Genomic DNA, 21,031 nt, shown 5'->3' with positions numbered 1-21,031 from the left:
CCCGTGCGTGTCCAGCCACTTGCGCAGCTGCTCCGGACTGCCCGGAACCCCCATACGCCCCGCCTTTCAAGGTGTAGCCCGCTCCGACACCATCGCCGACAGTCTGAAAGCGATCGACGACTGCGACAAGGCCGTCCTCGACGGCGACACCGACCCGGACAGCAGCCGGATCGACGCCGCCGCCGATGAGCTGAAGGACGTCTGCACGTCCTAGCACCGTTGCAGTACTAGGTCGCGGTGCCTTCCAGACGCTCCTTGAGCAGCTGCTCGTCCCGCGGCAGCTCCTTGCGGACCTGCGGGCGTACGACGAGGGGGACCAGAGCCTTGCCCAGGCCGTGTCCCTCGAAGTCGATCTCGATGGTCACTCGGGAACGCCGCCCGTCGTCGAGCGGCTCGATCCGACCGTGGGTACGCGGCCGCACAGGGCCTTCGATGCCGTGCAGATCCCAGCTGTACGGCGGATCGAGCCGGTCGAACTCCACCGTCATCGGGATCTCTCGGTTTCCGATCCGCCGGGTGACCCGAACCCGGGATCCGGGGTGCACGGGCCCCTCCTCCAGCGGTTCCGCCTTGACGGCGCTCAGCTGCCATTCGGGCAGGTGGGAGGGGTCGGTGATGTACGCGTAGACGTCTGCGGGGGCGCGGTCGACGTCGATCACTTCACGGATGGTGGACATGACGCCCTCCTTCCAGGGCTTACACCGGAATCGTCCCACCGCAAAAGCCCGTAGAACAGGAGGAGCCCCCGCCGAAGCGGGGGCTCCTCCCATGTACGGAAACGATCAGGCGCACGGAAACGATCAGGTGGAACCGACGAACAGCACCAGCAGCAGCCACACCACCGGAGCCGTCGGCAGCAACGAGTCCAGCCGGTCCATGATGCCGCCGTGGCCCGGCAGCAGCGTGCCCATGTCCTTGATGCCCAGGTCGCGCTTGATCATCGACTCGCCGAGGTCACCCAGCGTCGCGCTGGCGGCGACCGCGAGACCCAGGAGCAGGCCCTGCCACCAGGTGCCGTCGTCGATCAGGAATTGCATGCACAGCGCGCCCGCCACCATCGCGAACGACACCGCGCCCAGCAGTCCCTCGCGGGTCTTGCCGGGGCTGATGCGCGGCGCAAGCTTGTGCCTGCCGAAGCGCCAGCCGATGGCGTACGCCCCGGTGTCGCTGACGACGGTCAGGACCAGGAACGTCATGACCCGGAACGCACCGTCGTCGGCGGTGAGCATCATCGCGACGAAGGTGGCCAGGAACGGCACGTAGAACGCCGCGAAGACGCCCGCGGTGACGTCCTTGAGGTAGCCCTCGGGCGGCTCGGTCATCCGCCAGACCAGGACGGCCAGCGCGGTGAGCGCCATCGCCACCCAGGCGCCCTCGGCACCCCGGACGTACCCGGCGACGACCATGCCCGCACCGCCGAGCGCCAGCGGGACGAGGGGCGCCTTGATGCCCTTGCGCTCCTCGAGGCGGGAGGTCAGCTCCCACAGACCGACGACGACGGCGACCGCTATCACACCGACGAACAGGGCCTTGACGACGAACAGCGACGCGACGATCACCACACCGAGCCCGACCCCGACCCCTATGGCCGCGCCCAGGTCGCGCCCCGCGCTCTTCTTCTGCGGCGCGGGTGCCGGCTGCGGGGCGTCGGGCATGGGCTCCGGATTCTGCGGCGCCGCCGCACGGGGCTGCGCCGACGGGGTTTCGTCGCGGAACGTCTCGTCTCGGAACAAGGGGCCGCTCAGCCGAGCGGCCCCCCGGTCGTCATCCTGGTCTCCGCCGTACGCGGGCATGTCGGGCACGATGGGCATGGGGCGAGTGTGCTGCGCCTCAGGCGCATCGTACGCGGGACCCGCCGGGGCAGCCCCCTGGACAGGCCCCTGGTCGGACGGCCCCCAGTACCCGGCTTGTGGCGGCGCTCCCCAGGAAGAGTCGTTCATCAGACCTCGAGAAGCTCCGCTTCCTTGTGCTTCAGGAGCTCGTCCACCTGGGCGACGTACTTGTGCGTCGCGTCGTCGAGCTCCTTCTCCGCACGGCGGCCCTCGTCCTCGCCGACCTCGCCGTCCTTGACGAGCTTGTCGATCGCGTCCTTGGCCTTGCGGCGGACCGAACGGATGGACACGCGCGAGTCCTCCGCCTTGCCCTTGGCGACCTTGATGTAGTCGCGGCGGCGCTCCTCGGTGAGCTCGGGGAACACCACTCGGATGATGTTGCCGTCGTTGCTCGGGTTGACGCCCAGGTCGGAGTCGCGGATCGCCTGCTCGATGTTGCGCAGCGCGCTCTTGTCGAACGGGGTCACCACGGCCATGCGCGGCTCCGGCACGGAGAACGAAGCCAGCTGGTTGATCGGCGTCGGCGCGCCGTAGTAGTCGGCCACGATCTTGTTGAACATCGCCGGGTGCGCACGGCCGGTGCGGATCGCGGCGAAGTCCTCCTTGGCGACCACGACGGCCTTCTCCATCTTCTCCTCGGCCTCGAGGAGGGTCTCTTCGATCACCACTTGCTCCTGCGTGTCTTGAAGTAGGCCCGGCTGCGGTTCCATGTGCGTGGGGCGGCGGCCGGCTGCGTCGCGTCTTCTTCCTGCACGGTTCCCGACCGACAGGACATTGTCCATCCCCCGGTCAGGGACCGGGTCCAACTGGGGTCAGTCCCGGCTGCCCTGGTCACCCACAAGCGTGCCGATCTTCTCACCCTTGACGGCGCGGGCGATATTGCCCTCGGCCAGAAGCTCGAAGACCAGGATCGGGAGCTTGTTGTCGCGGCACAGCGTGATCGCGGTGGCGTCGGCGACCTTGAGGTCGCGGGTGATGACCTCGCCGTAGCCGAGGGAGTCGAACTTGACCGCGTCGGGGTTCTTCTTGGGGTCGGAGTCATAGACCCCGTCCACCCCGTTCTTGCCCATGAGGAGCGCCTCGGCGTTGATCTCCAGGGCGCGCTGGGCGGCGGTGGTGTCGGTGGAGAAGTACGGCATGCCCATACCGGCGCCGAAGATGACCACACGGCCCTTCTCCAGGTGGCGCACGGCGCGCAACGGGATGTACGGCTCGGCGACCTGGCCCATGGTGATGGCGGTCTGCACGCGGCTGTCGATGCCCTCCTTCTCCAGGAAGTCCTGGAGGGCGAGGCAGTTCATCACGGTGCCGAGCATGCCCATGTAGTCGGAGCGGGCGCGGTCCATGCCGCGCTGCTGGAGTTCGGCGCCGCGGAAGAAGTTGCCGCCGCCGATGACGACCGCGACCTCCGCCCCGTCGCGTACGACGGCCGCGATCTCACGGGCGATCTTGTGCACCACGTCCGGGTCCACGCCCAGGCCCCCGCCACCGGAGAAAGCCTCTCCGGACAGCTTCAGCAGAAACCGGCCGTGTACTTTGCCGTCGTCGCTCTTGGTGGCCTTGGTGGTCATCGGATTCTCCTCATGGTGCACATACAAGAAGGCCATTGCCGGTGGGAACTGGTTCGTGTCCCATGCTCGGCAATGGCCTCCTCGTCAGATCTGCTGTCGTCCGTCACGCGCGTGCGTGACGGCGTACCGGACGACTGCACTCGACCCTATCGGGCCGATGCGCCGCTCGCGGCACGGACTCAGATGCCGACCTTGATACGCGTGAAGCGCTTCAGGGTGACACCGGCCTCGTCCAGAACCTTCTGGACGGACTTCTTGTTGTCGAGCGCGTACGGCTGACCGAGCAGCGTGGCGTCCTTGAAGAAGCCGTTGAGGCGACCCTCGACGATCTTCGGCAGGGCGGCCTCGGGCTTGCCCTCGGCGCGGGTGGTCTCCTCGGCGACGCGGCGCTCGGACTCGACGACCTCGGCCGGCACGTCCTCCTTGGAGAGGTACTTCGGCGCGAAGGCGGCGATGTGCTGGGCGATGCCCTTGGCCAGCTCGGCGTCGGCCTTGTCCAGCTCGACCAGGACACCGATCTGCGGGGGCAGGTCGGGCATGGTGCGGTGCATGTAGGAGAAGACGAAGCCGTCGGCGAACTGCGCGAAGCGGTCCAGGACGATCTTCTCGCCGAGGTTGGCGTTGGCCTCGTCCACGTACGCCTGGACGGTCTTGCCGGCCTCGATCTCGGAGGCGAGCAGGGCCTCGATGTCGGCCGGGGAGGTGGCGGCGACGTGCGCGGCGATCGCGGCGGCGACGGCCTGGAACTTGTCACCCTTGGCGACGAAGTCCGTCTCGCACTTCAGCTCGACCAGGACACCGGAGGTGTTGTCGTCGGCGATGAGGGAGACCACGGCGCCGTTCTCGGCGGAGCGGCCCTCGCGCTTGGCGACGCCCTTCTGGCCCTTGATGCGCAGGGCCTCTACGGCCTTGTCGACATCGCCCTCGGCCTCGTCCAGGGCCTTCTTGCAGTCCATCATGCCGGCGCCGGTGAGCTCGCGGAGCTTCTTGACGTCGGCGGCGGTGTAGTTCGCCATGATTCCTGGAATCTCTCTCGAAGTCTGAAGATCTACGGGCCGACGGCGGGGGCTTATGGGCCCCCGCCGTCAGATGACCCGAAGGGGTGAGGGGGTCAGGCCTGCTCGGCCTCGGCGGCGGGGGCCTCAGCAGCGGGGGCCTCGGCGGCAGGCGCCTCAGCAGCGGCCGGAGCCTCGGCGGCCGGGGCCTCTTCGGCCTTCTTCTCGCCCTCGAGCAGGTCGCGCTCCCACGCGGCGAGCGGCTCGCCCGCGCCCTTGTCACCCTTGTCGCCGGTGGCGACGCCGGAGCGGGCGATGAGGCCCTCGGCGACGGCGTCGGCGATCACACGGGTGAGCAGGGTGACGGAGCGGATCGCGTCGTCGTTGCCCGGGATCTTGTAGTCGACCTCGTCGGGGTCGCAGTTGGTGTCGAGGATGGCGACGACCGGGATGTTGAGCTTCCGGGCCTCGCCGACCGCGATGTGCTCCTTCTTGGTGTCCACGATCCAGACGGCGCTGGGCACCTTCTGCATCTCGCGGATACCACCGAGGGTCTTCTCCAGCTTGGCCTTCTCGCGCGAAAGAACGAGAAGCTCCTTCTTGGTCAGACCGGAAGCGGCGACGTCCTCGAAGTCGATCTGCTCGAGCTCCTTGAGGCGCTGCAGACGCTTGTAGACGGTCGAGAAGTTGGTGAGCATGCCGCCCAGCCAGCGCTGGTTGACGTAGGGCATGCCGACGCGGGTGGCCTGCTCGGCGATGGCCTCCTGCGCCTGCTTCTTCGTGCCGACGAACATGACCGTGCCGCCGTGGGCGACGGTCTCCTTGACGAACTCGTAGGCGCGGTCGATGTACGACAGCGACTGGAGCAGGTCGATGATGTAGATGCCGTTGCGCTCCGTGAAGATGAAGCGCTTCATCTTCGGGTTCCAACGACGGGTCTGGTGACCGAAGTGGACGCCGCTCTCCAGCAGCTCCCGCATCGTGACGACGGCCATGGCCGTTCTCCTTGTGTTCTCGGTTATGTCCTGACGCCCGCATGCGCCGTGCCACGAAGGACCGAGGGGCGCTGACAGGGACCGTTGCCGGCCGCCGTGTCGGGGCGTGCGAAGTCGACCCGGTGACCCGGATCGCCAGAAGAAGTGTACGGGACCCGCGAGGCACCGGGTGACGCCGCTGTCCACAACCGGGAAGTAGTCCACAGCTCCCGGCCATGATCCGGCGCTCTCGGGCACGGTTTCGCCATGCGAGCGATGCGATGTGCGAGCAGGTCCGGCCTGGCGTCACTGCTGGGTCTGCTGCTGGCTGTACTGACCCCGGGCCCGGTGTCCGGCGACCCGGCCCCTCCTCCCCCGACCACCCCGACCCCCTCGGTACCGGCGATCGCCCGCGCCTGGCCGGTGGGCACACGCCCCTCGGTCCTCCGCGGCTGGGAACCCCCGGCGACGGCGTACAGCCGCGGCCACCGGGGCGTCGACCTGGCGGCAGCACCGGGCACACCTGTACGAGCGGTGACACCGGGCCGGGTCCTGTACGCGGGCCGCGTGGCGGGAAGGGGGGTGCTCTCCGTGGAACTGACGGGCACAGACCTCCGCACGACGTACGAACCGGTGAGCACGTCGGTGAAGAAGGGCACACAGGTAACGGCCGGCGAGGTGATCGGCACGGTGGAGGCGACGGGGTCGCACTGCACGACTACGTGCGTGCACTGGGGTCTGCGGAGGGGAGAGACCTACCTGGACCCCCTGTCACTCCTGCCTCCGTGGCTGCTGCACAGGGCCCCGTCGAGGCTGCTACCGGTACTGGGAGTCCCCCTGCCTGCTTCGGCAACTTAGCCTGCGAGCGGACGGCGCCCGCTACATAGCCTGCAGGCAGGCAGCCGCTTAGCCTGCGGGCAGAGAGGCCCGCTTAGCTTGCAGTCAGGCGTGCCGCACCCTTCAAACCCACCCAGCCAGCCAGCGGGCAGGCGTGCCGCAAGGGGCGGCACGGGTGGGCGCTGGGGCCCCCTCTGGGGGAGGTACCCCGCCAGCCGCGGGCAAGCGAACCCACCCCCACAGCAACCCCCGCCGGCCTCAGCCCCGCACCCCCCGCAGAGCCATACTCACCGCAGCATCAGTGATGGCCGCAGGATCCTCCGCCGCCCCCAGCTCGATCCGCCGCACCGCCGCATCCACAACCCCCTGCAGCAACATCGCCGCAAGCCGAGGCTCCGCATGCCCGAGCTCCCCCAACGCCTCACCGATCATCGCCACCAGCCCCCCATGCGCAGCCCGGATCTTCTCCCGGGCCCCCGCATCGAGCTCACTGGCCGAGATCGCCACGACGGCCCGGTGCCGCCGGTCCCCCACCAGCGCCAGCTGCCGCCGCACATACGCCTCGACCTTGGCCTCGGCCCCCTCCGCCGCGGCCATCGCCGCCGAGACCTCCGCGGCCCACACGGGAAAGTCGACCTCGCACAGCTCCTCGACCACGGCGGCCCGCGACCGGAAGTACTCGTACACGGACGACCGCGCCAACCCCGTCCGCTCGGCGAGAGCCGGAAACGTCAGCGCCTCCGTCCCGCCCTCGGACAGCAAAGACCGAGCCGCGTCCAGCAGGGCGGCTCGCTGCATCGACCGGTGCTCGGCCACGGAGGCCGCTCGAATCCTTGGCACGTCGTCCACTTTACGGACGCACCACCCCAGAGGGGAGTCACTCGGCTCAAGGATCGGTCATTCGGCCAGGTCAACGCCCGAAGCTGGCCAGTTTCGCCCGAAGTTGCAACACCGATTTGGTGTGGATCTGACTGACCCGGCTCTCGGTCACACCCAGCACGTTCCCGATCTCGGCGAGTGTGAGCCCCTCGTAGTAGTAGAGCGTGACCACGGTCTTCTCCCGCTCGGGCAAGGTATTGATCGCCCGCGCCAGAAACCGTCGCAGCTCCCTGTCCTCGGCCACTTCCACCGGATTGTCGGCAGCGGTGTCCTCCAGCGTGTCCATCACGCTGAGCCCGTCCCCGCCCTCACCCCCGACGTGCAGCAACTCCTCCAGCGCCACCACGTTCGCCAGCGACAACTGGCTGAAGACCGAGTGGAGTTCCTCCACGGCGATCCCCATCTCCGCGGCCACCTCCCCCTCGCTCGGCGTCCGCCGCAGCCGCGCCTCCAACGTCGCGTACGCCCGCTCGACGTTCCGCGCCTTCTGCCGCACGGACCGCGGAATCCAGTCCAGTGCCCGGAGCTCGTCGATCATCGCGCCCCGGATCCGGGTGATCGCGTACGTCTCGAACTTGATCTCCCGGTCGATGTCGAACTTCTCGATCGCGTCGATGAGCCCGAAGACCCCGGAGGACACGAAGTCCGCCTGCTCCACATTCGGCGGCAGACCGACGCTCACCCGGCCCGCCACGTACTTCACCAGCGGCGAGTAGTGCAGGATCAGCTGCTCCCGCAGCCGCTCGTCCCCTGTCGTCTTGTACGAGCGCCACAGCTCGTCGAGCGTCGAGGGAGCGGGCGGCCGCACGCTGCCACCGTCACGGGCGGCTGGGGGGATCGCCGCCCGGTCGGAGCCGGAGGTGTGCTGGGGCATTCGTCGCCTTGTGCCGTTCTGCCGTGAAGTGGGGCTGCCTGGGTGAGCTGTCGGTCTGATGTGGTTCTGGTGCCGAGTTGGCGTTCTGCGCCGGAATCCCCGTGAGCGTAGCGTGACTGGAGTGTCGCGGTGTGCGAAGGATGGGCGCGAAGCCGTGCGCAGATACGTTCCGCTGACCGCTCCGCCGGGTCACAGTGGTAGCTCTGTGTGACCGGACCGAGTGGTCAACTGCGGGATTTCCCAAGGCTGTAGAGGTTCCCCCGGACGGCCGAACACGCTCGGTCAGCATCGGCTCCGGGCACCCCGGACGGAGATCATCGCCTGGCGTGTCAACTTCCAGCCATCGCCGTGTCGTTCGACGTAACCAAGTGCTCGGAGTTCGTACAATCTCGCGATCGCGTCCTCCTCCGTCGTCTGCGCACCCCGCCCCACCTCGGCGGGGGTGGCCGTACCGCGTGACGGCAGGGCGTCGAGAATCCGCCGGGCGTCCGGCTCCAGCAGATCCCGCGGCAGGACGGGCCCTCTCCGCTCCGGGGCGAGCTCCCCCATGTCCCCGACCAGCTCGACGATCTCCTCGGCATCGGTGACCAGCACCGCGTCCCCGCGCAGCAGTTCGTGCACTCCGGCGGAGAGGCCGCTGGTGGCCGGCCCCGGCACGCCCATGGTGTGCCGCCCGAGCCGCTGCGCCGCCCTCGCGGTGACGAGCGACCCGCTCCGATACGCGGCCTCGACCACGACGGTCCCCCTGGTCAAGGCTGCGATCACGCGGTTCCGCAGGACGAATCTGCTGGGCGTCGGATGCTCCTCGGGCGGCAACTCCCCGACGACCAGCCCCTGTTCCGCGATCCTGTTGAGCAACTCGGTGTGACCGCGCGGATAGGGCCGGTCGACTCCGCAGGCGAGCACGGCGACGGTGGCCCCGCCGGCTCCGAGGGCGCCGCGGTGGGCGGCCCCGTCGACGCCGTAGGCCCCGCCGGAGACGACCACCCACCCCCGCTCGGCCAGCCCGTTGGCCAGGGTCGCGGCCATATGGGCGCCGTACTCGGTGCAGGCCCGAGCGCCCACCACGGCCACGGACCGCAGGGCCCACATCCGCAGACTGGGCTGCCCCCGGACCCACAGCCCCAACGGCCGGGCATCCCCGAGATCGTCCAGCTGCCCGGGCCACTCTCCGTCCCCGGGACACACGAACCGCACCCCGGCGCCCCGGGCGACCCGCAGATCGGCCTCCGGCTCGGCCACCTTCCCCCGAGCCACCAGGCCGCCCCACCGCTTCCCGGTGACCCCCGGCAGCGAAACCTCCCGCCCCTCCCGCACCCGCCGGGCGACCTCCACCGCCCCGTGCTCCCGCACCCACCGCCCGGCGACCTCGTCACCGGGCTCGATGACCCGGGTGAGGAAGACCCGGGCGAGGAGTTCGCCGTCCGACTCCTCGCCCGTGTTCACGTGAGCGCTCCGATGGCCATGGGCACGCCCCGGGGCACCCCGGTGCGCAACTGCAGTGCGAGGGCGACGTCGGTCGCGTCGGGCCGGTCGTGTCCGACCAGGTCGGCGACGGTCCAGGCGACGCGCAGCACCCGGTCCAGCCCGCGGGCCGTCAGGACGCCGCGTTCGAGGCTGCGCTCGGCGTCGTCCATCGCGCCGGGCGAGGCGCGCCAGCGGCTGCGCAGCTCACGTCCCGGTACCTCGCTGTTGGTCAGCCACGGTGTACCGGCGAGGCGCGCCGCCGCCCGTTCCCGGGCCGCCCGCACCCGGTCCGCGACCACCGCGGTCGACTCGCCCCGGGCGGCGCGCCCGGAGAGCTGGGCCCGCGTGACACGGTCGACCTCCACCCGCAGGTCCACCCGGTCGAGCAGGGGTCCGGAGAGCCGGGCCTGGTAGCGGCGGATCGCGGACGGCGGGCACTCGCAGAAGTCGTCCGTCTGGGAGAAGCGTCCGCAGGGGCACGGGTTGGCCGCGAGGACCATCAGGAACTTCGCCGGGAACCGCACGACCCCGGCGCTGCGGGCGATCACCACATGCCCCGCCTCCAGCGGCTGCCGCAGGGCGTCGAGGGCATGACTGCTGAACTCGGGGGTCTCGTCCAGAAAGAGGATCCCTCGATGAGACAGCGACACCGCGCCGGGTCGGGCGATACCGGGGCCGCCGCCGACGAGCGCCTGCATGGTGGCCGAGTGGTGCGGGGCACAGTAGGGCGCGACGTCGATCAACGGCTTGCCCGGTGGCAGCAGGCCCGCCACCGAGTGCACCGCTGTGACCTCCAGCGACTCCGTGCGGGTGAGCGGGGGCAGGATGGCGGGCAGCCGCTCCGCGAGCATGGTCTTGCCCGCGCCGGGCGGGCCCTCCAGGAACAGATGGTGGCCGCCCGCCGCCGAGACCTCCACCGCCGTACGGGCCGACAGCTGGCCCACGACGTCCGCCAGGTCGTGGCCGTGGTCCTGCTGGGCGGCGCCGACGCTGTGCATGCCCGTGGCCGCGCCGGTCCCCGGCATGCGCAGGCCGGCGAGGAGCGGGTCTGGGCGGCCGGGGTCGTCCGGCTCCTCGTCGGGGACGGGCTCGTCCGCGAGGATCGCGATGAGCTGCCGCAGGCTGCGCACGCCCAGTACGGAGACGCCCGGCACGAGCGAGGCCTCGGCAGCCGCGCACTCCGGTACGACGACCTGCTCGTATCCCGCGTCCGCGGCGGCCAGCACCGCGGGCAGGATGCCGCGGACCGGCCGCACCCGTCCGTCGAGCCCCAGTTCCCCGATCATCACGATGTCGGCGAGGACCCGCGGGTCGATCCGCTCCGAGGCGCCGAGCACGGCGCACGCCACGGCGAGATCGAACCCGCTGCCCGCCTTGGGCACCGACGCCGGGCTGAGCCCGACCGTCAGCTTCTTCTGCGGCCACTCGCCCCCCGAGTTCACCACGGCCGCCCGGACGCGATCCCTGCTCTCGCTCAGGCTCTTGTCCGGCAGCCCCACCAATGTGAAGGCCGCGACCCCCGGCTCCAGATCCGCCTGGACCTCGACGACCACACCCTCGACGCCCACCAGCGCCACCGAGCACGTACGAGCGAACCCCATCTCAGGCCACCCCCCGCGCGTGCTCGACTACCGGCGCGCCGCGGCCCGGCAGGACGACACCCACCAGGTCGATGCGGACGCCGCCCGGGGGTGCTCCTCCGTGGGCGTGGATCCAGCAGGCGGCCAGGCCCCGCAGGCGTTCCGCCTTTTCCGGGGTCACCGCGGCCATCGGGTGCTCGAAGGCACCCGTACGCCGGGTCTTGACCTCGCAGACGACCAGGACGTCCCCGTCCCGCGCCACGATGTCGATCTCACCGGCCCTGCCACAGCGCCAGTTGCGCTCCAGGACCGTCATCCCGGCTTCGACCAGCCGCCGCGCGGCCAGGGTCTCGCCGTACTTGCCGAGTGCACTGCGTGCCCGATTGGTGTTCATGTCGGCACCACCTCCGGCGCCAACCGTCACGCAATCCGGCCGAGCGAGTTGATCTTGGTGAGCTACTCGGCGGTTGTGGAAAACTCCGTCACCCGAACGGGGCTACGGCAGCCGCCACCAGGCCCCGTCAGCTCCCCGGAAGCTCCAGATCGCTCTTGTTGAGCTCCTCAATGTTCACGTCCTTGAACGTGAGCACGCGCACCTGCTTCACGAACCGCGCCGGCCGATACATGTCCCACACCCAGGCGTCCGCCATGGACACCTCGAAGAACACCTCGCCCTGGACCGAGTGCACCTGCATCTCGTAGTCGTTCGTCAGATAGAAGCGCCGCTCGGTCTCGATCACATACTTGAACAGACCGACGACATCGCGGTACTCCCGATAGAGCTTCAGCTCCATCTCGGTCTCGTACTTCTCGAGGTCCTCGGCGCTCATGGCATGTTCCCCTTCAGCCGTGCGATCCCACCATTGTGCGCCAGTCCCGTCAGCCCCTAGACGATTTCGGTGTCAAGGGTCACGGGCCCGGCCGGGGGACCTTCGTCGAGCAGCCTGCGGAGCAGCTCGGCGAGTCTGGTCGGATACACCGTCTCATGTGCCCGGGTCAGTTCCTGACACGTCCACCAGCGCGCTCCGGCGACGCTGCGCCGCTCCAGCTCGGTCAGCGCCATGGCCGCGGTGGCCGTCTGGGTCGTACGGGCCAGGTAGTACCACTCGTCCTGGTCCCAGCGGCGCCCCGCGAACGGGAAGGAGCACATCCGGCGCCACAGCACCGGACCGAGTTCCACCTCGGTGATTCCGGTCTCCTCGGCGAGTTCCCGCACAGCGGCCTGTTCACGAGTCTCGTCGCCCTCCAGGCCTCCGCCCGGGGTGAACCACCAGTCGTCCGTCGGATCGTCCGGCTCATGGCCGTGCAGCAGCAGAATGCGGTCGTCCGGATCGAGGAGCACCACTCGGGCGACCTTGCGCAGTCCACCCTCGTAGGTGTCCTGCGAGGCCTCAGCGCGCACCCACGGGCTCCGCGTCCGTACGGGAACGGCGGCCGCCCATCCGCTTGGCGATCGGACCGTAGGCACCGCCGCCGAGCACCAGCACCGCTCCGGCCACGATCAGGATCATGATCGTGCGCAGCGGACCGGGTGAGGAGAGAGCGCCGAGCTTCTCGAAGCCGGTCGGCTTCTTCAGCATGCCGTTCATCGGCCATACGACGGCGTCCACACGGGCCGTCACCGCGGAGCGCGCGACCGTGCCGCTGGCCGCGTCGGTGAGGTGGGCGCTGGAGTCCAGGGAGCCCTGCCGCTCGTCACCGAGCAGGAACAGGCGGCCCTCGGGGACAGTCACGGTCGGGATGTTCTTCCACTCGGCAGCGGTGCCCTCGGGCAGATACGGCTCGTCGATCTGCTTGCCGTTGACCGTCAGCTTGCCGTCCGTGCAGCAGGAGACCGTGTCGCCGCCGACCGCGACCACCCGCTTGACCACGGGGGCGTTGGTCACCCAGGTCTTGTCGGTGAAGACGACGACATCGCCCCGGCGTACCTCGCTGCCGTCGATGCGCTCGGCCAGCACCCGGTCGCCGGCGCCGATGGTGGGCGCCATCGAGCTGGTGGGCACGGTGTACGGCCGGTAGACCACCGCTCCCCAGGCGAACCCGCCGAGGAACAGCACCAGGCCCAGCGCGACGGCCAGCCCGGACAGTCGCTGTCCGGTCCGGCTGCCCACCGGGCCCGTGTTGGTGCCGCCGCTGCGCGGGGCCGTACGTGTCGTGCTCTCGCCACCCATGGGTCCGCACCCTACCCGGCGGTACCGGACCCGGTCAGCCCCTCTCCGGAGAGCAAGATCAGCGGGTCTCGGCCGGCGCGGTCCTCCGGCGCCGCCACAGCACCACCGGGACGACACCCACGAGCGCGAGGCCCTGCGGGGCCACCGTCAGGGCGGCTGAGGCGGAGGACTGGGTGTTGAGGCCGTCCTGGTCGAAGGTGTCCGGCACCGGCAGGGTGCCCCAGCGGTTGATCGGCCAGGCCTTCACGATGGCGCGGCCGACGACCTCGTCGACCGGGACCATGCCGTGGTACTTGTCGTCCTGGTTGTACCGCGAGTCCCGGGAGTTCTGGCGGTGGTCGCCCATGACCCAGATGAAGCCCTCGGGGACCTTGACCTTGAACTGGCCGCCGAAGTCGTCGACGGTGCACGGGGTGTTGCCCGGGTAGACGTACGACGCCTCGTTGAGCGCCTTGCCGTTGACCTTGACCGGGCCGGTGCCCTTGCACTCGACCGTGTCGCCGCCGACGCCGATGACGCGCTTGATGAGGTCCTTCTCCTCGGCGGACGGCATCAGGCCGATCCAGCTGAGGAAGGTCTGCACGGCGTTCGGGTCCGCGGTCGGCTCGCCCGCCAGCCACTTGGTGGGGTCGTGGAAGACGACGACCTCGCCACGCTCGGGCTCGGAGCCGAACCACGGGGTGAGCTTGTCGACCAGGACGCGGTCACCCTGCTGGAGGGTGTTCTGCATCGAGTCGGAGGGGATCGAGAACGCCTGCACCAGGAACGTCTTGATCAGCAGCGCCAGCACGAGCGCGATGCCGATGAGGATCGGCAGTTCCTTCCAGAAGGAGCGCGGCTTCTTCTGCTTGGGCGTCGAGTCGCCCGGCCCACCGGCCGAGGCACCCGGCCCGCCGTCCCCGGGCGGAGTCCGCTCGTCAGCCGCGGAGTCACTCCCGGAGGTCACGGCGCTGTCCGTGGCCGGGTCGGCTGCGTCCACGGGGCGCCCGCGGTGCTCCTCGCCGTCGTGCCCGGACCGTGCGCCAACCGCCACATCCCCCACGCCAACTCCTTACTCTGTGCCGCCGCCTGCCCCAAGCACGGCGCAGGCCCACTACTCCCATAACGAGCGGGAGTTCCGCAGGGCTCGGGAGCTGGATCGTTCCGTTCGGATCGTCGGAAGCAACCCTATGCGACAGTTGGGGAGCCGCAGTCGACCTGGCGGCCGAGTCGGTAATGGATGCGTATGTTTTCGGCTCGTCGAGGGTGTTCCAGCGGCCCAGCGGCCAGGCGATGACCCTCGCCCGTCCCACCACCGAGTCCTCGGAGACCGTACCGCCGTAGTCGGTGTTCTGATGCGAGCGGGAGTCGGCGGAGTTGGCCCGGTGGTCGCCCATCACCCACAAGCGCCCCTGGGGGACGGTGATGTCGAACTCCTGGGTGGAGGGAGCGTTGCCGGGATAGAGGTAGTCCACCTCGGTGAGCGGGACGTCGTTGACGGTGACCCGCCCTTCCGCGTCACAGCACTTGACCCGGTCCCCGCCGACGCCGACGACCCGCTTGATGAGGTCCTTCTCGTTGTCGGACGGCAGCAGACCGATGAAGGTGAGCCCTTCCTTGATCTGCTTGATGCCGACGGGGTCGTCCTTCTTGGTCGTGGTCTGCTCGTCCTGCAGCCAGCCGCCCGGGTCCTTGAAGACCACGACGTCCCCGCGCTGCGGCTTGGAGCCGAACCACGGGGTGAGCTTGTCGACCAGGACGCGGTCGCCGATCTGGATCGTCTGCTCCATGGAACCGGACGGGATCACGAAGGCCTGCACCAGGAAGGTCTTCAGCACCAGCGCTATGAGCACGGCGACACCGACGAGGAGGGGTATCTCCTTGACGGCGGAGCGCCTGCGACGCCGCTTGACCTTGCGCTGCAGCTTGCGCCGCTCCGCGCGGGTACGGCCGCCGGACGGGCTGGCGGCGCGCCGGGCGCCGGTGGGCAGCAGATTGTCGGCGGCGCCTGCCGGCACACCGCGCGGCTTGCCGCGGTTACCCATCCGCGCCCGCCCCGTTCGAGTCGCGTGCTCCTCCGGCTTCGGCGGCGGGCACGCGCGCGTAGGCGGCAGGACGGTCCAGCCGGGTCCAACGGGCGGTCGGCCATACGATCCAGTCGGCGCGGCCGATGACCTCGCCGACCGGGATCATGCCGCCGCCGGGCGAGCCGAGGTGGTCGCGGGAGTCGCTGGACTCGCTGCGGTGGTCGCCGAGGACGAAGAGGGTGCCGTCGGGCACGACGACGTCGAAGTCCACCGAGGACGCGCTGTCACCGGGGTACAGGAACGTCGACTCGTCGACCGACCGGCCGTTCACCTCGATCCTCCCCTTCTTGTCACAGCAGACCACGTGGTCTCCCCCCACACCCACGACGCGCTTGATGTAGTCCGCATCTCCGAAATACCCGGATCCGTCGAACACCACCACGTCTCCGCGCCGCGGTTCGGCACCGAAACGGTACGCCAACTTATTTACGAGAACCCGGTCCCCGATCCTCAATCCGTTTTCCATGGATCCGCTGGGAATCTGGAAGGGTTGCACCACGAAAGCGTTGAGGAACAGCAAAAACAGCAGGCAGAGCAGGGCGGTCAGGGTGATCCGCCCGCCGGGCAGCCACTCGGTGATCCGTGCCGTCAACGCGAAACGCGACCGTTCCTCCCGGCCCCCTGTGTCCGAGGTCTCCTCGGGTTCGGAAGGGCGGGAGGAGCGGTCGCGCTCCGTCGGCTGTGCTTCGGTGTCCATCGGGGCCAGATGTTATCCGGCCCCTCTGTGGACCCCTGAACGCGATCAGTTGTCGCGCTTCTCCTTGATCTTCGCGGCCTTACCGCGCAGCTCGCGCAGGTAGTACAGCTTGGCGCGACGCACGTCACCGCGGGTGACGAGCTCGATCTTCTCGACGATCGGGGTGTGCACCGGGAAGGTGCGCTCGACGCCCACGGAGAAGGAGACCTTGCGGACCGTGAAGGTCTCGCGGACACCGGCGCCCTGGCGACGGATGACTACGCCCTTGAACTGCTGCACACGGGAGCGGTTGCCCTCGATGACGCGGACGTGGACGTTGACGGTGTCACCCGGGCGGAAGGCCGGGATGTCGCTGCGCAGCGACGCGGCGTCGACGGAGTCGAGCAGGTGAGACATTTCGTCTGCTTTCTTCACCCATGCCACAGGTCATAGGCGGGAGCTAGGTGTATCGGAGGATGCTGTCCGTGTCGGGACGGGCGTCGTGTCCCCCTGTGGCAGGGGCGCACGCCGGACGACGCACAACAGCGACCTATTCTTCCACGTCGGCGACCCGACGCCAAAATCGGCCGTACGGCTCCCCCGCCGGGTCGGGCGCCCAGCCCAGGATGGAGAGCATCTCGCGGTCCTTCTTGTCGAAGGTCTTGGGGGCGCAGCGCTCGATCAGGTCGGGCCGGTTGGCCGTGGTCCGCTTGAGCGCCTCGTCGCGCCGCCAGCGGGCGATCCTGCCGTGGTGGCCGCTGAGCAGCGTCTCCGGGATCTCCCGGCCGCGCCAGGCCGGCGGCTTGGTGTAGACGGGCCCCTCCAGGAGGTTCGCCATCGCGCCGGGCGCGAAGGAGTCGTCCCGGTGGGACTCGGCGTTGCCCAGGACGCCCGGCAGCAGCCGTGCCACGGCCTCCGTGACGACCAGTACGGCCGCCTCACCGCCGGCGAGGACGTAGTCGCCGATGGACACCTCGTAGACGGGCATCCGGGTCGCGTACTCGTCGATGACCCGGCGGTCGATGCCCTCGTAGCGGGCCGGCGTGAAGACCAGCCAGGGCCGCTCGGAGAGCTCCACGGCGAGTTCCTGGGTGAAGGGACGGCCGCTGGGCGTGGGGACGATGAGCGCGGGCGCGTGGGAGCCGGTCTCGTAGCCGTCGGCCAGCACGGAGTCCAGCGCGTCGCCCCAGGGCTCGGTCTTCATGACCATGCCGGGGCCGCCGCCGTACGGGGTGTCGTCGACGGTGTTGTGGCGGTCGAAGGTCCACCGGCGCAGATCGTGGACGTTCACCTGCAGCCGGCCACGCGCGCGTGCCTTGCCGACGAGGGAGACGTTCAGGGGTTCGAGGTACTCGGGGAAGATCGTGACGACGTCGAGCCTCATGCGCTGTCTTCCTCGGACGACTCCTTGGACGACTCCTTGGAGGATTCCTCAGCCGACTCCTCGGCCGACTCCCTGGAGGACGCGATCTCGGCCCGGTCGTCGATCAGCCCGGGCGGAGGGTCGATGACCGCCCGCTGCTCCTCCAGGTCGATCTCCGTGACGATCTCCTCCACGAACGGGATCATCACCTCGCTGCCGTCGGACCGCTCGACGATGAAGAGGTCCTGGGAAGGCAGGTGCGAGATCTCGGTGATCCGGCCGACCTCGACGCCGTCCTTGGTGACCACGTCCAGGTCGATCAGCTGGTGGTCGTAGTACTCGTCCTCTTCCTCCGGCAGCTCCTCCGGGTCGATCTCGGCGATCAGGAGGGTGTTGCGGAGAGCCTCGGCGGCGGTGCGGTCCTTGACGCCCTCGAAGCGCAGAAGGAGCCGGCCGCTGTGGACCCGGCCGGTCTCGATGGTGAGGGGGCCGGTGGCGGCGGGGTCCGTGAGCAGGACGGCACCGGGAGCGAGTCTGAGCTCCGGCTCGTCCGTACGGACCTCCACGGTGACCTCGCCCTTGATGCCGTGAGCACGGCCGATGCGAGCGACTACGAGCTGCACTTTTCGAAGATCTCCTGATCGTACGTACGACTACGGGCCGGGGACGGCCCAGTGGCCCTCCCCGGCCCGAGCCGGTGCTGCGATTGGCGTCAGCGGACGTGGTCGACGTCGACGAGGTCGACGCGGACACCGCGGCCGCCGATGGCGCCCACGACGGTGCGCAGAGCGCGTGCGGTGCGGCCGTTGCGACCGATCACCTTGCCGAGGTCGTCGGGGTGGACCCGGACCTCGAGCACGCGTCCGCGGCGCAGGTTGCGGGATGCGACCTGCACATCGTCAGGGTTGTCGACGATGCCCTTCACGAGGTGCTCGAGAGCCTCCTCGAGCATGCTCAGGCCTCGGTCGACTCGGACTCGGCCGCGGCCTCGTCCTTCTTCTCAGCCTTCTTCTTCTGGGTGATGGCCTCACCCTTGCCCTCGTCGTCGCCACCGAGGGCGTCGAACACCGGGCGAGCAGCCTTCGGCTCGGCCACGAGCAGCGGAGCCGGGGCCGGCAGGCCCTTGAACTTCTGCCAGTCGCCGGTCAGCTTCAGGATGGCGAGAACCGGCTCGGTCGGCTGCGCGCCGACACCCAGCCAGTACTGCGCGCGCTCCGAGTCGACCTCGATGCGCGAGGGGTTCTGCACCGGGTGGTACAGACCGATCTCCTCGATCGCACGGCCGTCACGGCGGGTGCGGGAGTCGGCGACGACGATGCGGTAGTGAGGCGAACGGATCTTGCCCAGACGCTTCAGCTTGATCTTGACTGCCACGGGAGTGGGTTCTCCTGGTTTTGACGTGGTTGGGCACGGCGAGATTGCCGCGTGGGGTTGCGGTACCCGAGTGCCCGATGGACGCGTCAGCCGGAGGAGAGAGGGGTCCTGTGCGACTGTCGAGTACAGCTAGCCATTGTGCCACACCCTGCGGGTCGCTTCGTCACCGGCGGTGCGGCGCCCGGGCACGCCGGAGGAGCACCCGGCGGCGCGCCGCCCGGCGCTGTCGGGGTGCCGCCCGCGGGCCGTACCGGCGGCACCCCGTCACTCATGCTTCACGCCTCGTCCGACCGGCAGCCACGAGTTGCCGGTGCTCGGCGCTCCTCTGTTACGCCGCCCCGACGACCTCGGGGATCCGGAACGGCTTGCCGCAGCCCCCGCAGACGATCGGCGCCTGCGCCAGCACCGACGGGACGACCCGTACGTTGCGTCCGCAGTCGCAGACCGCCTTCACCCGCACACCGCCGCCGGACGAGCCGTGCCGCGCGGCCGGGCCGCGGAAGGTACGGGCGGTGTCGGCGGAGGTGGCGGCCGTGTGGGCCTTGAGGGCGCGCTGGAGCCGCTCGATGGTCGGGCGGTAGCGGCGCTTGGCCTCGGGGTTGAGCGTGACCAGCGAGAAGCCGCTGCTGGGGTGCGGCTCCTCGGGGTGATCCAGGCCCAACTCCTCGGCGATCGCGAGGAATCTGCGGTTGTGGTATCGGCCGGCGCGGGAGGTGTCACGGACGCCGCGGGAGGCGGCGATCCCATGGACTGCCTCATGGAGCAGTCGCTCGAAGGAGAGTTCGTGTCCGCACGCGGACGACGACTCCCCGATCAGGGACTCTGGCGCGGCGAGGTCCGGCAGCTCGGGGTGGTACCGCTGAATATCGGCCCACGCCTGCGCCAGCTCGGCGGCGAGAACAGGTGGTGTCTGTGTCGTGCTCACGTAATGACAACGAGCCGGAGTGCTCCAGTGTTCCGATTCCGGGCCATCCCAAATAATTTGCACGTACCCGTCAGTTGCCGCTGATGCGTCCTGACGAGGGCGGGTGCGCTGATCTGCGGAGAAGCCTCATAGCTCGTACCAAGGCGGTACGTAGTCTGATATACGCCCCGGCACGTAGCCGATGTCCGCGCCCCGGAACCCCTGGGGTCCGCGAGTGCGCAAGAGGCGTTTCGGTCGCTCTTCCGCCGGAAGGGCGCTGCTTCGGTAAGCGCACGCGACGACCGTGACGTTACCGGGCGCCCCACCACCGCCCGGGACCGCCCCGCCCGCGGTGACGAGACACCGTACGGTCGCCGCCCGTCATGGCGTGATCGTACGGGCCCGTATTGCCGTCATGTGAAATCTCGCCACCCGCGCGGGGAACCCGCAAGCAGGACTCCGCAGACCCTGGACGCGCGCTCCGGTGCGGAGTTATCTGGCATACGGGGGAAGTGCGAGCGCACGTCACGGGGGCTATGGAAACGGGCACAGCGGTAACTCTCGGCGGATTGGGGCGCTTTCGATGACACCTACGCTCGTGCGGCAGCACCTGACTCATACGGGAGAGGCGCCCCGTGTGAACCTGGGTGCACGCGCGCGTGACTGGTCCGAGATCCAGGAGCGGATGCTGGTTCCGCTCTACGAGGCCGTCTACGAGCGACTCGAAGTGGGCACCGGCGCCCGCGTCCTCGCTCTCGGCTGCGGCAGCGGACTGGCCCTGCTCATGGCGGCCTCCAGAGGCGCCGCGGTCACCGGTGTCGACTCCTCCTCCCCCGAGCGGCTGGCCCTCGCGCGGGAGCGGCTCCTTCCCGAGGCATGGGGAGCACGCGCGCGCGTGGAGACCCGCATCGTGGACGGTCACCCTCAGGACGCGGCCGACGCGGAGACGCCCGCGTACACCCTGGTGACCGCTTTCGAGCCCATCGGGTGTCTCGCGGGCGACTCGGAGGGGCTCGGCGGGGCGCTCGCGGCCGCGACGCCGCTCGCCGAGCGGGGGGCGCCCGTGGTGCTCGCCGGCTGGGGTCCGCCGGAACGTTGCGCCACGTCGTCCGTGCTGCGGGTCGCCACCAAGCTGGCGGATCCGCTGCGCAGCACGGGCAGTTGGCGCCCCGCCCTTCGCGACGACCTGGAGGAGGTCGCCCAGCGGGCGGGCCTGAAGCCGGACGGCTCCGGCCGGGTGTCCTGCCCCTTCGGGTACGCCGACATGGACAGCGCGCTGCGGGGCCTGCTGTCGACGGGCCTCTTCGACGCGGCGATCGCGGCGACGGACCAGGTCCAGGTCGACAAGGAGGTCACGGAGTCCCTCCACCCGTACCAGCGCCGCGACGGCACGGTGTGGATGCCGAACGTGTTCCGCTACCTCATCGCGCGCGTGCCCTGACGGTCCCCGACTGCTCGCGCGCCGCCC

General features: G+C 69.8%; 26 protein-coding genes. 3 read left to right on the top strand and 23 right to left on the bottom strand.

Annotated features, from left to right (window positions below; genetic code table 11):
- Positions 1-7: 7 nt before the first annotated feature.
- Positions 8-214, top strand: a complete 207-nt coding sequence (locus PH203_RS25305; RefSeq protein ID WP_289922775.1) for a hypothetical protein — start codon at positions 8-10, stop codon at positions 212-214.
- 13 nt (positions 215-227) lie between these two features.
- Here PH203_RS25305 and PH203_RS25300 read toward each other — a convergent pair whose 3' ends face one another.
- The 6 genes from PH203_RS25300 to rpsB all read right to left on the bottom strand — a co-directional run bounded on the left by PH203_RS25300 (position 228) and on the right by rpsB (position 5,393).
- The gene (locus tag PH203_RS25300) at positions 228-677 is read right to left on the bottom strand and encodes an SRPBCC family protein (protein WP_289922774.1); all 450 of its coding nucleotides are present in this window, start codon (positions 675-677) and stop codon (positions 228-230) included.
- Positions 678-800: 123 nt separating this feature from the next.
- Entirely contained in the window at positions 801-1,940 is a 1,140-nt protein-coding gene (locus PH203_RS25295; RefSeq protein WP_289922773.1) for a phosphatidate cytidylyltransferase, read from the bottom strand.
- Complete coding sequence (gene frr, locus PH203_RS25290; RefSeq protein WP_041821334.1) at positions 1,940-2,497, bottom strand: ribosome recycling factor; 558 nt, start codon at positions 2,495-2,497, stop codon at positions 1,940-1,942. Before frr ends, PH203_RS25295 begins: the two co-directional genes overlap by 1 nt.
- A 147-nt stretch (positions 2,498-2,644) precedes the next feature.
- Positions 2,645-3,403, bottom strand: coding sequence for a UMP kinase (gene pyrH, locus PH203_RS25285; RefSeq protein ID WP_289922772.1), 759 nt, complete (start codon positions 3,401-3,403; stop codon positions 2,645-2,647).
- Positions 3,404-3,582: 179 nt separating this feature from the next.
- Entirely contained in the window at positions 3,583-4,419 is an 837-nt protein-coding gene (gene tsf / locus PH203_RS25280; protein WP_289922771.1) for a translation elongation factor Ts, read from the bottom strand.
- 95 nt (positions 4,420-4,514) lie between these two features.
- Positions 4,515-5,393 carry a 30S ribosomal protein S2 gene (gene rpsB / locus PH203_RS25275; protein ID WP_289922770.1) on the bottom strand — a complete coding sequence of 293 codons (879 nt, stop codon included), beginning with the start codon at positions 5,391-5,393 and terminating at the stop codon, positions 4,515-4,517.
- A 246-nt stretch (positions 5,394-5,639) separates the two neighbouring features.
- On the opposite strand from rpsB, the gene PH203_RS25270 reads away from it, so the two are divergent.
- Positions 5,640-6,230 (top strand): M23 family metallopeptidase, encoded by a 591-nt coding sequence (locus PH203_RS25270; protein ID WP_289922769.1) that lies wholly within the window; start codon positions 5,640-5,642, stop codon positions 6,228-6,230.
- A 237-nt stretch (positions 6,231-6,467) separates the two neighbouring features.
- Here PH203_RS25270 and PH203_RS25265 read toward each other — a convergent pair whose 3' ends face one another.
- From PH203_RS25265 to PH203_RS25185, 17 genes are all read right to left on the bottom strand, one after another.
- Positions 6,468-7,025 (bottom strand): TetR/AcrR family transcriptional regulator, encoded by a 558-nt coding sequence (locus PH203_RS25265; RefSeq protein WP_289922878.1) that lies wholly within the window; start codon positions 7,023-7,025, stop codon positions 6,468-6,470.
- 94 nt (positions 7,026-7,119) lie between these two features.
- Complete coding sequence (gene whiG / locus PH203_RS25260) at positions 7,120-7,962, bottom strand: RNA polymerase sigma factor WhiG (protein WP_289922768.1); 843 nt, start codon at positions 7,960-7,962, stop codon at positions 7,120-7,122.
- 282 nt (positions 7,963-8,244) lie between these two features.
- Positions 8,245-9,408: a DNA-processing protein DprA gene (gene dprA / locus PH203_RS25255; RefSeq protein ID WP_289922767.1), complete on the bottom strand. Its 1,164-nt coding sequence runs from the start codon at positions 9,406-9,408 to the stop codon at positions 8,245-8,247.
- A complete protein-coding gene (locus PH203_RS25250) occupies positions 9,405-11,030 on the bottom strand; it encodes a YifB family Mg chelatase-like AAA ATPase (protein WP_289922766.1) in 1,626 nt (541 codons plus the stop codon). The genes dprA and PH203_RS25250 overlap by 4 nt, the downstream gene beginning before the upstream one ends.
- A gap of 1 nt (position 11,031) precedes the next feature.
- Positions 11,032-11,403 (bottom strand): YraN family protein, encoded by a 372-nt coding sequence (locus tag PH203_RS25245; RefSeq protein WP_289922765.1) that lies wholly within the window; start codon positions 11,401-11,403, stop codon positions 11,032-11,034.
- A 127-nt stretch (positions 11,404-11,530) separates the two neighbouring features.
- Positions 11,531-11,839 carry a DUF2469 domain-containing protein gene (locus PH203_RS25240; protein WP_005311352.1) on the bottom strand — a complete coding sequence of 103 codons (309 nt, stop codon included), beginning with the start codon at positions 11,837-11,839 and terminating at the stop codon, positions 11,531-11,533.
- A gap of 56 nt (positions 11,840-11,895) precedes the next feature.
- On the bottom strand, positions 11,896-12,411 hold the full coding sequence (locus PH203_RS25235; protein ID WP_289922764.1) for an NUDIX hydrolase: 516 nt from the start codon (positions 12,409-12,411) through the stop codon (positions 11,896-11,898).
- Positions 12,401-13,180: a signal peptidase I gene (gene lepB / locus PH203_RS25230; protein WP_289922763.1), complete on the bottom strand. Its 780-nt coding sequence runs from the start codon at positions 13,178-13,180 to the stop codon at positions 12,401-12,403. Before lepB (PH203_RS25230) ends, PH203_RS25235 begins: the two co-directional genes overlap by 11 nt.
- A 58-nt stretch (positions 13,181-13,238) precedes the next feature.
- Positions 13,239-14,222: a signal peptidase I gene (gene lepB / locus PH203_RS25225; protein WP_289922762.1), complete on the bottom strand. Its 984-nt coding sequence runs from the start codon at positions 14,220-14,222 to the stop codon at positions 13,239-13,241.
- On the bottom strand, positions 14,110-15,204 hold the full coding sequence (gene lepB, locus PH203_RS25220) for a signal peptidase I (protein WP_289922761.1): 1,095 nt from the start codon (positions 15,202-15,204) through the stop codon (positions 14,110-14,112). The genes lepB (PH203_RS25225) and lepB (PH203_RS25220) overlap by 113 nt, the downstream gene beginning before the upstream one ends.
- Positions 15,197-15,943: a signal peptidase I gene (gene lepB / locus PH203_RS25215; protein WP_289922760.1), complete on the bottom strand. Its 747-nt coding sequence runs from the start codon at positions 15,941-15,943 to the stop codon at positions 15,197-15,199. The genes lepB (PH203_RS25220) and lepB (PH203_RS25215) overlap by 8 nt, the downstream gene beginning before the upstream one ends.
- A gap of 45 nt (positions 15,944-15,988) precedes the next feature.
- Positions 15,989-16,339, bottom strand: a complete 351-nt coding sequence (rplS, locus tag PH203_RS25210; protein ID WP_020138756.1) for a 50S ribosomal protein L19 — start codon at positions 16,337-16,339, stop codon at positions 15,989-15,991.
- Between the two features lie 133 nt (positions 16,340-16,472).
- Positions 16,473-17,306 carry a tRNA (guanosine(37)-N1)-methyltransferase TrmD gene (gene trmD / locus PH203_RS25205; RefSeq protein ID WP_289922759.1) on the bottom strand — a complete coding sequence of 278 codons (834 nt, stop codon included), beginning with the start codon at positions 17,304-17,306 and terminating at the stop codon, positions 16,473-16,475.
- The gene (gene rimM, locus PH203_RS25200; protein WP_289922758.1) at positions 17,303-17,908 is read right to left on the bottom strand and encodes a ribosome maturation factor RimM; all 606 of its coding nucleotides are present in this window, start codon (positions 17,906-17,908) and stop codon (positions 17,303-17,305) included. Before rimM ends, trmD begins: the two co-directional genes overlap by 4 nt.
- 89 nt (positions 17,909-17,997) lie before the next feature.
- Positions 17,998-18,237 (bottom strand): RNA-binding protein, encoded by a 240-nt coding sequence (locus PH203_RS25195; RefSeq protein ID WP_003973401.1) that lies wholly within the window; start codon positions 18,235-18,237, stop codon positions 17,998-18,000.
- A gap of 2 nt (positions 18,238-18,239) precedes the next feature.
- The gene (gene rpsP, locus PH203_RS25190) at positions 18,240-18,659 is read right to left on the bottom strand and encodes a 30S ribosomal protein S16 (protein ID WP_289922757.1); all 420 of its coding nucleotides are present in this window, start codon (positions 18,657-18,659) and stop codon (positions 18,240-18,242) included.
- A 328-nt stretch (positions 18,660-18,987) separates the two neighbouring features.
- Positions 18,988-19,584: a hypothetical protein gene (locus tag PH203_RS25185; protein WP_289922756.1), complete on the bottom strand. Its 597-nt coding sequence runs from the start codon at positions 19,582-19,584 to the stop codon at positions 18,988-18,990.
- A gap of 562 nt (positions 19,585-20,146) precedes the next feature.
- Between PH203_RS25185 and PH203_RS25180 the strand changes: the two genes are divergently transcribed.
- Positions 20,147-21,004, top strand: coding sequence for an SAM-dependent methyltransferase (locus PH203_RS25180; RefSeq protein WP_289922755.1), 858 nt, complete (start codon positions 20,147-20,149; stop codon positions 21,002-21,004).
- Positions 21,005-21,031: the final 27 nt, after the last annotated feature.

Origin of the sequence: Streptomyces sp. S.PB5 (assembly GCF_030403745.1) — a bacterium.
Taxonomy (GTDB): Bacteria; Actinomycetota; Actinomycetes; order Streptomycetales; family Streptomycetaceae; genus Streptomyces.
The sequence above is the reverse complement of the archived record's forward strand: the minus strand, read 5'-3'. Positions and strand labels throughout refer to the sequence as shown.